This window comes from Anaerosporobacter sp. (assembly GCF_031551385.1).
Classification (GTDB): domain Bacteria; phylum Bacillota; class Clostridia; order Lachnospirales; family Lachnospiraceae; genus Anaerosporobacter.
Map to the genome: position 1 here is coordinate 1 of NZ_JAVBNS010000155.1, position 11628 is coordinate 11628.

Sequence of the window (11628 nt, forward strand, 5' to 3'; positions counted from 1 at the left end):
CATACACATCGCAACGACTGTCCAAGATACGAAGTGTGGGAATATCGCAATGGTTTGTATGATTCGGTTATATACTTTCTTCTTAACCTCAACAAACATTAACGCTAGTAGCAGTGACATAACTGTTGTTGCAACAATGAATAGAACATTTAAAAATATTGTATTGTAAAATACTCGCCCAATGTTTTTATAATTAAATAAGAATTTAAAGTTATCTAATCCACACCATTCACTTCCCCAAATTCCTTTCTTATAACTGAATTTTTTGAATGCTATGAGAATTCCATACAGCGGAAAATAGCTAAAAATCACCACCCAGATTAAACTTGGTAATGTCATAAGATAAAGGAAACGATTCTTCTGAAGCTCCTTAACACCTTCTTTCACTGACATGTGTTTTTTCTTCTCTTTTCTTTGACTCTTCAACACCTATCACCTCCTGTTTTTATACTCTTATTATAGTTTTCTGGAGCATCGTATTATAGAATAAAAACCTTAGATTTAGGGTAATTTCCTTGCTTTTGTACGCTGGGGGTTCAGTGCAAAACTTTGTTATGTTTTAGAGCTTCTTCGTTGCTTCCCTACAATACGAAACACGCTACACACCTTAGTACTTCTATGTGTGTATGGAGAGTTATTGAAAAGTTACGGAACCGCCTTCGATTCGGCATCCTGCCTCAACTCAGGCTGGCTCGGCGTCCATGCCTCGCCTTCCTAGGTTATGAATATACACACTAAGAAGTACTACAGGTGTTTCGCTATCGTTTCTTAATTGTAGGGCAGCAACGAAGAAGCAGGATACGTAATGAAGTTTTGCACGGCTACTGTATTGGTACACAAGTATGGGTAAGTTATTGAATGAATAAATGTAACTATTCAGAAGATAATAACGCAAGATGTTTTCTGTAAGTAAAAGTCACAGAAACCCCGAGGACAACAGCGCCAAATCACTTATATTCAATACGTTAATGCTAATAACAACAGAGGGTAAGAATTCTTAACGAATCCTTACCCTCTGTAATAAAACTCATATTAAACTTATAGTCCCCTCACGAAACCACTTTACTTTTATTTCACTGTTACCTTCATCTTAACCGTTCTTATTGTACCATTGTACAATTTAATAGTTGCTGTTATTGTTGCTGTTCCTTTTTTCTTGCCTGTAACCTTACCTGCTGTGCTAACTGTTGCTATTTTCTTATCTGATGTCTTGTAAGTAATTGTTACTGCTCCCATTCCACTTGCTGTTTTCTTAGAAAGTGACGTTACAAGCTGTAGGCACGCTGGAAGCGTTACTTGAACGGTTGTTGTTTTCCCTTTCATAATACTTGTACTCTTTAGCTTCATCGTGATCTGATTCTTTAACACAGTAATCTTCTTAGAATCTGCCTTCTTTGTAAGTACTACATATTTACCTTTTTTCATTACTGGGAATGTAACATTCAAGTCTTTATCTGCCTTTTGAGAATAACCACCTACGATTGTTTCTAGCTTTCCAGTCTTCTCGTTAACATAATAGATATACACAAGTTTTCCTTTTGTTGCACCAGAAACACCCTTCATGGAAACGGTTAATTTCCCTGGTATATTCATTGTATTATCTTTTGTAATAGTAACGTAACGACCATTTACAACTGTTTTACCGAAGATTTTACTAATTACAGAATCTGTCTTCTTTGCTTCTTCTACTGTCATTATCTTTATCGTCTTGTCTTCTGTCGTCGAATCATTTCCTGTACCCGAATTATCTCCAGTTCCTGCGTTATCTCCACTTCCTGAGCTTCCTCCAGTTCCTGAGTTGTCTCCACTTCCTGAGTTTCCTCCAGTTCCTGAGTTGTCTCCAGTTCCTGAGTTATCTCCGCCGCCTGGGTTATCTCCACCGCCAGAAGTATTCTCTTCCTGCCAGCCTGCATATAGAACGATATCTTTTGTCACAACATCGTTATCAAAGTCCCACTTTGTTGTTAACTCAGAATCAGAATACCAACCTGTGAAGATATATCCTGTTCGTGTTGGGTCTTGTGGTTTTGTTACTGTTTTACCATCTGCTACGGTTTGTGTTTCTGCAACCATTCCATTATTCGCTTGGAATGTCACTGTATAGTCGCTACTTATCTTTTCGAATACAGCTGTCAACTTCCAATCTTTATTCACTCCGAAGGAAAGTGGAGCACCTAGATAACCACCACCATAATTAATAATTGTGAATTTCGGATACGTTGACCAAATATAGTCGTATACCGTAACTCCCATTGTCTCTTCTTCTGATACCCATTTTACAAAACGGTAGCCGTCTGCTGGTTTCGCTATTACCGTAACCGAAGTTCCCTTTGCAAGACCTGTTAAAGCTGTTTTTGTATAATCTGCACTTGGTTCTGGAGGATCATTGCTTTCTGTTTCATTAATGTATGCAATTGTTGTTCCTCCTTCTGGTATTGATGCTTTTGTTGTAACATCATAGGTAATGACTGGTCTATCTTCGCTTGTTAAATTACCAACTTCTCCATAGAAGCGAATTTCAGCCATGTTTCCAAACCATTGACTTCCATTTATAACACGAATGTAACGATATGCTTGTGTTTTCTCAATATCATCAACAACTAATTGTTGCCACTGCCCAATACCACTTGCACTTGTCGTAAGGTTATACCAGTTTTCATTATCATTTGAACCTTGGATATACGTTCCTGCTAAACGACTTGCGAATTTATCTAATCTAGGAAGAATATCTACTCTTGATAATTTTACTTTTCGATCCGTTCCTAAATCAAATGTCATCCAAGCACCGCTACCTCCACCATTAAGTCTGAAATCCGTAACGGATGAAGTTTTATCAAACAATACTCCTACTTGGGCTGCCGTATACGCACCTGCACTCGTTACAACGTTGGCATTCTGCATAATATCTGATATATTATCATCTTGTCCGTTAATTAATAACTTGGAATTATCCGTTACAAAATAAGCGGTACTTCCTTTTTGTCCGTCTTGGCAAGTATAATCAATTGTAAATGGATAGGCATCGCTATCAATTGGACTGCTTAACTGTAAGGATGCTGTATATACATTTCCACTACTTGCTTTTGTCGCTGTCACAGCTTTTCCTGCGATTGTTACCTTTGTATCCAGTACTTCTTCTTTTGCTTCGAATGTTACTGTTACCGTATTACCAACACCTGCATAATACAGATTTTGTTGCTCACCACTCTCAGGTGTAAAAATATACGCTTCATCACTTGAAACAGTTATGTTCGTTATCTTGTTTACGGTTTCTGTTCTTTCTCCAATAAGGTGTAATTCACTGATTGTAAATGGTTGATCCTCTGTTGTCTGGTCACGGTTAAGTACACCACCATTCATATCCATTACATTTAAGAAACGATATTTCTGACCTTTTTGCTCTTCTATCACTGCTAAGGTTTGGTATCCCTCTACCGCTTGCGATACTTCTTGTAACAATGGTTGCCAATTTACATTATCATTAGAACCAAAAATCTGCATACCATCACCACGAGCCGCCCAGCCAGTTGGTGTTGCCATAATAACACTAGAAAGACTGATCTGAAAATCTACTCCGAAGTCCATTGTAAAGGATTTCTTTGCATTTCCCCATAAAATAGCCGTACCTGAACCTTGATCCATATCAGACAATAACTTCATATTGTCAAGATTCAGATTCTCAACAGATTTTACAGTCTTGCCCAAATCCAAACCACCATCACTTAACAATGGATTAAGTAATCGAAGTCCTTTTACTGCTTCTTGTAACTTTTCGATTGCATTTACGCGGTCTTCATCTGAACCATTCGCTACAAGTGCCTCTGCATCTGCTAACACTTCTTTGTACTGATTTAGAGACGCTGTTTCATAGACTGCATTTTCATCATATGCTGCTATTACACGAGCAATCGTATCTTTAAAACTTCCTTCTACTAAAATATATACTTCTAACAGACTGATGGATTCTCCATCTGTTGCATAGACATGGAATACTACTTCGCCTGCTTGCTGATTCTGTGGAATTGCCCACGATAGTAAACCTGTTTCGGAAATTGTTGCTCCTGCTGGTGCACCAACTAGACTATAGGAAACCTTATGACTTGCATTACTATCCTTTGCTGTTACTTGTGCTGTATAATTTTGTTTTACATAAGCATAACCGTTCATCGTTTGTCCTGCATCAAACACAGGTGGTGTAATACCGCTGTCATTCACTTTATAGCTATCTAGTTTTAGTGTGCCTTCTCCCACTACTTTTAAGAATAGCATTTCATTTCCTGAACCGAAGCTATAACTGCAATATCTCCACTCTCCATTTGTATTCGGAATAACGTAACTCTCTACAAGTTCACCTGTTGCTTCATCATATCTTGCTAACGTAGCACTCTTTGTTGTTGAGATATAGAAATCAATTCGGCTGCTCCATGAACCACCACCATATAGTACGAATGGTGTTCCCTCTTCACTTGCTTGTATGTTTAGATATGTATTTTCACCATCTTTTGATTCTGTGATTTTTCCGTCACTTAAATCAGTATACTCATATTCTACATGGTGTGTTCCATTCACTCGATTACTTACCGTGTTTGGCATTGCTGTTCCTGTTGCTGCCTCTGGAAGGTAAATCCAAGTTTCATCCATTGGCATACCAACTACTGCTTCATAACTCTTATAGTATTTATCAAGGTATTTGAAATCTTCATCTGTGCTTGTATAGCCTTTTGCATATTTGTAGTAATAGTATACTTGGCTGACATTGTTCAAACGGCCACGATATGCATCACTTGGGCCATATCCTAAACGACTGTCTGAGAATGCAATTGGATAACCAAGTGCAAACGCACAGAAGGTATTCGTTCCTTTTAGAATGCTTCGATTCATAAACTCATAGGCATCTACTGCATTACTGCTTGTTGAAACCGTTCCTAGAACAGGGTCTACTTTTGTTCCTTGAGCCAACATCATTTGTGCAAGAATTCCTGCATTCTCTACATTATCGTAAGAATGACTTTGATCACGAGACATTTCCTTTACGGAATAATATACTTTATCTAATTGATTCCCTTTGTAATCCACATCGAACGCATAGAATGCACTTGCGATTGCACCATTTTGATAGATATATTCTTCCGTTTCAAGTCCACTGTTTACCATTGTTCGCTCTACTAATTTCTCATATCCAGCTTTATCGTCGTTAAAGATATACGCTGACATCGCTGCCATATTCGAAAACTGTTGCTGATTCAACCAATAGTGATTCTTATCTAACCATTGTACTAATGGCTGTTCAAGGAAATTCGTATACCAACGGTCACTATCTGCTTTTGTCCATACATATTTTGAATCTGTCTCAAAAGTTGATGTATATCGAATTAACTCTGCTGCGTTATTAAGTAATGTTACAGGAATACCCATATGGATATGTGCATCCGATGCATAACTGCATTCGCTTGGATTTACTTGTGACCACAATCGCAAGATTCGGATTGCATTCGCGCGATACACAGCATCTCCTGTAAAATAATACATTAATGCTTGGTAATATGCTGCTTTACCGTCTTGTGTCATCTGGTTATTGAATAGATTCGTATTATAACTCTTAAATCCATAGTTCGCTACGATATCGTCTGTTGACGGACTTCCATCGTTACGGCTGACATAGTCCTTCGCTGCAAATGTTGTTTTACTAAATTCTAAATAGTAGTCATACCAAGGTTGTTCTTTCTTTGCAATGTGTTCACGAACTTCTTCTAAACGTTCTCCGCTAATTCCCACTGCCGGATGCTTTAGAGCAGTTCCTTCGTTATCAACAAACCATGGAAGTGGTTCTGCTACAGCTTCAACTGCTGCTAATAGATTCTCTGTTGCTTCATCAATCTGTTGTTGATTAAATGCTCCACTGTTCTCTATTATATTTTGCCCTGCACTTATTGCAGTTTCTAATTCATTCCATGTTTCATCAGAGAAGTTGTTTTTCCCTTGTGCGATTTTTTCTTGCGCTTCTTTTATAGCATCCTTTAATCCGTATAAATATTTTTCATTAGCAACTCTAACTCTTCCGAAAAATTTAATTTCAGATATATTCAGATATTGTCCACCGCAGATTTTCAAATAACGATAGCTTGTCTTTTTGTCTAATGATTTTAATGTTTGCCATTCTACTGTGTTCAACGCACCATCTGTTAATCTAATCCAATCTGTACCATTACTAGATGCCTCTATGTATACTCCTGTTGTTCTTGCTGAAAAACCAGATCTTGCAAGAATCTGAATAGATTGTAGATACACTGTTTTTTCAGTACCAAAATCAAGATAGATTGCCCCAGAATATTGATTGTTATTTGGTTTTTGTTCTGAGTTTGTAAGATACTTCTTATCTGTAATATAACCGATTTGTACCTCTGCATCTGCTGTTGCATAATCTGCAACATATACGCTATCTTGATATACATTCAAACCGAAATCTATACCAAGGCTTGGATTCGTAATATCAATAAAGTTATCTGATATAATAGAAACACTGCTTCCATTTGTTGTTGCCGTTTTCGTTATTCCTTCTTCTTGGCTTGCAGAACTTTTATAACTTAACTCAAAGTTTACATCACCAACAAAATCATATTCTCCTACGGTATAGGTTGCAGTCCAGTTCGTACCACTACCAGTTGCAAGCAACGTCACATCAAAGTTTGAGGATGCGGTATTTAATTGTCCTATGTTTTTCAATCGCACTGTTACATCTTCAATATCGCTATTCGCAGTTACAGCAACCGTAATTACATCACCAACATTTGCCACTGTCGAATCTTGATTTGAGGAATGTATTGAGATTGCCTGAATCGTATCTTCTAATATAATGTGTGAGCCATATAGTCTTAGCTCGCCAACAGAGAATATGTTACCAGCGCCTATCCCTTCAATTCGGATATATCGCCAATTTGTCTGTTGATATTCTTCCTTGATTGTTAATGTCTGCATATCTGCTGAATCAACTGCTGTGGAAGTTGATATTTCTACAAATGTACTGCCATCTTGTGAAGCCTTTACTGTTGCTCCAAGCATTCTGTTTCCAAAGTCTTTACGAGCTTGCAATTCAACTTGGCTCAATTTCACTCTTCCATCTTCACCAAAATCAAGTGTAAAACCTTTATCGTATCTTAAATCACCTGAATGCGTCTCTGCATTCTCGTCAGTAAGATAAGAAAGCGGATTTAAACCTTCTCGATCTGATGTTGCCAAATTCACAAAATCAATTCCAACGCTTAATTCAGCAATTGCACTCTCAAGTTTTTCAACCATTTCATCGATTTGATTTTGTGTATAGCTACCATTATCACTTTGTATTGCTTTACTTTCACTTAGTGCCGTTGTAAAAACTGTCCAAGTTTCATTCGTATAGTTATTCTTTCCTCGCGCCAATATTACATCAGCTTTTGTTACTACATCATCTAAGAGATATAGACAATTCTCATTAACGTCTCTGATTATACCGAAAAACTTAATTTCAGATACATTCAAAAATTCTCCACCACATATTCTTAAATAACGGTAGTTTGTCTTTTTATCCAATGCGTTTAATGTTTGCCATTCTACTTGATTTGAAGCACCATCTGTTAATTTAACCCAGTCTACACCATTATTGGACGCCTCTATATGTACCCCTGCCGTTCTATTCGCAAACTTATGTCTTGCAAGAATCTGAACAGATTGTAAATACACGGATTTATCCTCGCCAAAATCAATGTCAATTGCTCCAGCCTTATTATTTCCATTTGGTTTTTGTTCTGAATTCGTCGTATATGTTTTATCTGTAATATAATCTATCTGTGTTTGTGCCTCTGCCTCTGATTGTGAATAATCGGTAACCCAACTACCATCTTTATAATCCAAAAGACCAAATTTTGCACCTAGATTACTATCTGTAATGTCAATGAAATTATCTGCTGACATAATAGAAACATTGTTTCCATCTGTTGTTCCAATCGTTGTCAATCCCTCTTCTTCAGTATCGGAAACTTTATAATTTACCTCAACCTCTACATCACCAGAAAAATCATATTCTCCTACTGTATAGGTTGCACTCCAATCCGTACCATTACCAGTTGCAGACAATTCTAAATCAAAGTTTGGATTGTCCTTCTCTGCATAAGTTGCATCGACATATCCAATATTTTTTAAGCGAACTGTTACGTCTTCTATATCCTTATCTGCTGTTACATTGATTGTTATTTCATCACCAACATTTGCTTTTGTTACATCTTCTGTATTAGAGGAATACATCGTTACTGTAGTAATGCTATCTTCTAATGTAATGTGCGTTCCATATAATTTTAACTCTCCAACCGTGAATGCCGTACCATTTCCAGTACCTTCAATTCGAATATAACGCCAACTCGTTTGTTGATATTCTTCTTTAATTTCTAATGTCTGCATATCATCAGAATCAATTGTTGTATTTGTTGACAACTCAACAAATGTAACCCCATCAATGGAACCTTTTACTTTGGCGCCAACGATTCTTGGTGACAAGCTTCCCTTTGTTTCTTGGGCTGCTTGAATTCCAACCTCACTTAGTTTCACTCTATTACCTTCACCAAAATCAAGAGTAAATCCTTTATCTCCTCCAGTCAAATGCCCTGAACTCGTATATGTATTCCCATCCCCCAGATTTGCTAATGCCTCAGGAGTTATTCTGCTTGTCGTTGCCAGATTCACATAATCAATTTCTGCTGGTGTGTAAGAATTTGCAAAGAGTAACCATTCTCCCTCTCCTGCTTCTTTCCCTTCTGTTATAACGACAGAATTCCCCATTGCATGTATCGTCGTTAACGGACTAGACAATGCCATTGTTGTTGCCAATGTAAATGCTAATGAATTAAGTATATACTTTCTTTTCCTCATAACTCTCCTCCTTGTTGTTGTATCGATACTCAAACTGCTTTTAATACCTTTTTTCTATTTTAGCAATTTCACTTTTTATGAACTATGGTAACTTTCTTAGGTTTCTAGCAGAAATCTTAGCAATATAAATTCAGCACACTAATGAAACGTTTTTTGATTTTCTAAGATGTGTTTGAAACTTAAATTCATAGGACGCATTTTCCTATGAATTTTAAAAAACATCGTATATAAACAGATACATTTTTTCTGTATCTTTTATATACGATGTTTCTTTTCTATCTTTTCAATTCTTTTCGGATTATTCAAAATCCAACTCACTATCATTATATTTCGCATCTTCCTTTAAGAAAACAGCGATAGCTCCCTTTTCCTTTAGCTCACGATTCAGATAATCCGCCCATTCCTCGAAAGAATCAAAATTGATATCACTATTTAGAATTTCAACGATTCCATCATACGATTCTCCTACGCCCCAAATTGTAATTAAATCACTTCCATCAATAGGTACTTTATGACCTCTCTTACTCGAATATTTGTATTCAGAACATAATTTAATGCAAAAATTATAGTTAACTTCATAGAATGAATCATGGAAAAAATATCGGGAATATTCCGCATTTAACGAATTTCCAAAAAAATGTTCTATATAGTTTCCATCTTCAAACAGCATATCATAATTCTCGTCATCACGATATGCTTCTGTCGCATAAGAGGTAAATGTTTTGCTACCAACAGATACTTTTACTGGGTTTGGAGAAGCCCAAAATCCATATTGCTCCATTGCATATTCATAATCGATTACCTTTGGTATCTCTTCTCTTGTTTGAACAGAATCAGAAAACTCCTCTTTCTTTACCAAATCATTAACCGCGAATAGCTCTATCCCGTTAGAAAATGTATCCCCAACCTGAAACTCACTAGCACTAGCCACATTTTTTCCGCTGTAAGCACCAACACCAATTGCTCCAATAACAAGTACCAAAGTTAATATGCAGGATACTATACGGGTATGTATTGTTGATTTTTTATATTTTATAATTCCGCCTAAACGCTCCTTTATATTTTTGCCATCTTCACTCATGGCAACAGAAAGAAAGGATTTATGATTCTTGCCTCCCTTTTGGATTAATACCATTAGCACATCACCATAACCACGTCTATTAGATACATCAAGCTTAGATAACACTTTTTCGTCACAAGATAATTCACAGCTCTTACTAATCTCTTTGCGCATAATATAAACTAATGGGTTAAACCAGTGCACACATATTACTACTTCTACAAGCCATTTATATAGAATGTCGCGTCGTTTTAGATGATTCAGCTCATGTCTGAATATCATTCTGTAGTTGTCATCAGTAAAGTGGATTACTGGTAGAACAATATACGGCCTTACAATTCCTACAAGCATCGGCGTGTTTACAAAACCATTCTCATAGATGGAAACAAAACGTTTTATACCCATATCTTCACAAGTTTCTTTCAATATACGCATAACATTGGCATCAACTTCAATGCACTTTGTCTTAACCAATCTCGTATAACGTCTATACATAACCACTTTCCGTACAAATAAAACAATAGAAATACTCAAAAATACATCGGCAATAGAATTCCATATATTAGAGAACATACCACTTAAAAAGATAGAAAGATTACTTATCATAGAGTTACTTGCTGTAGTTTGGCTATCATCTATAATCGAATCCGCAGTATTAGCTAATTCTTCTTGTACATTATCACTTGTTCCATTCATAGCACCTATCTCTGTTTTCTCTATAACTGGTCCACTCTGTACATTGTTACCTGTTTCAACTACACCAAACGTTTTAGATGATAACATACTCAAAAGGCTTGTCTCTGGTGCAAATGGTACTACCATACGCAAAAGTACGATAAGCCAAATATAATATTGCCATGATTTTCTTAACCTACTTTTATAAAATGGTCTAAGTGCTAATAATATAATTGCTAATAGAGTACCTGAAAATGAAAGAGATAAAATAATTTTAAATATCTCACCCAATATCCTCACCTTTACCTTTCCAAAACTCTTGTAATTCAGCAATATCTTCGGATGTCAAACTATTTTGTTGCAGTAACGAGGCAACTAGATTCTTTGCATTTCCATCAAAAAACTTACCTAAAAACGATTGTGTTAATGATTCTGTATACTCACTTTCTGTACGCAATGCAATATATCGGTTCAATCGACCTTGCTTTTCAACTTTCAGTACCTCTTTTTCTATAAGACGAGAAAGGAATGTTAGAACGGTGTTCACTTTCCAACTTTTCTCCATCTCGTTTAGCTCTTTCATTAAATCTGCAAACAGCAACTCTCCTCCATTATTCCATATAATTCTCATAATCAATAACTCCGCATCGGATAAACTATATGTGCTCATAACTCCACCTCCAACTTTGTTTCACAATTATCTTAGTTTAATATCAGTATGCAATCTGTAATATGATATATTATACTTGAATACTACAAGATGTAGGTGTAAATGTCAATATACAATGATGTCTTTTCAAATAGTAATTCTATCTTTTCAAAATAATGATTGACATGTTCACCTACATCTTGTAGTATATGAATATACTAGTACACCTACAGCAAGTAGGTGAAAGAATTATAATTCATACACAACAATTGTAACTTAAAAGAGGTAGTTCTGAATAGTTACATATTTTCTAAAGGAAAGAGGTTGAATATTAATGAAAATATTT

The 11628-nt window shown here is 36.2% G+C and carries 3 protein-coding genes and 1 pseudogene; all 4 read right to left on the reverse strand.

What is annotated here, in order from left to right:
- A pseudogene (locus tag RMR19_RS12770) lies at positions 1 to 426 on the reverse strand (sugar ABC transporter permease); the annotation flags it as partial.
- A 642-nt stretch (positions 427 to 1068) separates the two neighbouring features.
- Complete coding sequence (locus tag RMR19_RS12775) at positions 1069 to 8898, reverse strand: discoidin domain-containing protein (RefSeq protein WP_310603877.1); 7830 nt, start codon at positions 8896 to 8898, stop codon at positions 1069 to 1071.
- A gap of 298 nt (positions 8899 to 9196) precedes the next feature.
- On the reverse strand, positions 9197 to 10924 hold the full coding sequence (locus RMR19_RS12780; protein WP_310603878.1) for a M56 family metallopeptidase: 1728 nt from the start codon (positions 10922 to 10924) through the stop codon (positions 9197 to 9199).
- The gene (locus tag RMR19_RS12785) at positions 10917 to 11303 is read right to left on the reverse strand and encodes a BlaI/MecI/CopY family transcriptional regulator (protein WP_310603879.1); all 387 of its coding nucleotides are present in this window, start codon (positions 11301 to 11303) and stop codon (positions 10917 to 10919) included. Before RMR19_RS12785 ends, RMR19_RS12780 begins: the two co-directional genes overlap by 8 nt.
- Positions 11304 to 11628: the final 325 nt, after the last annotated feature.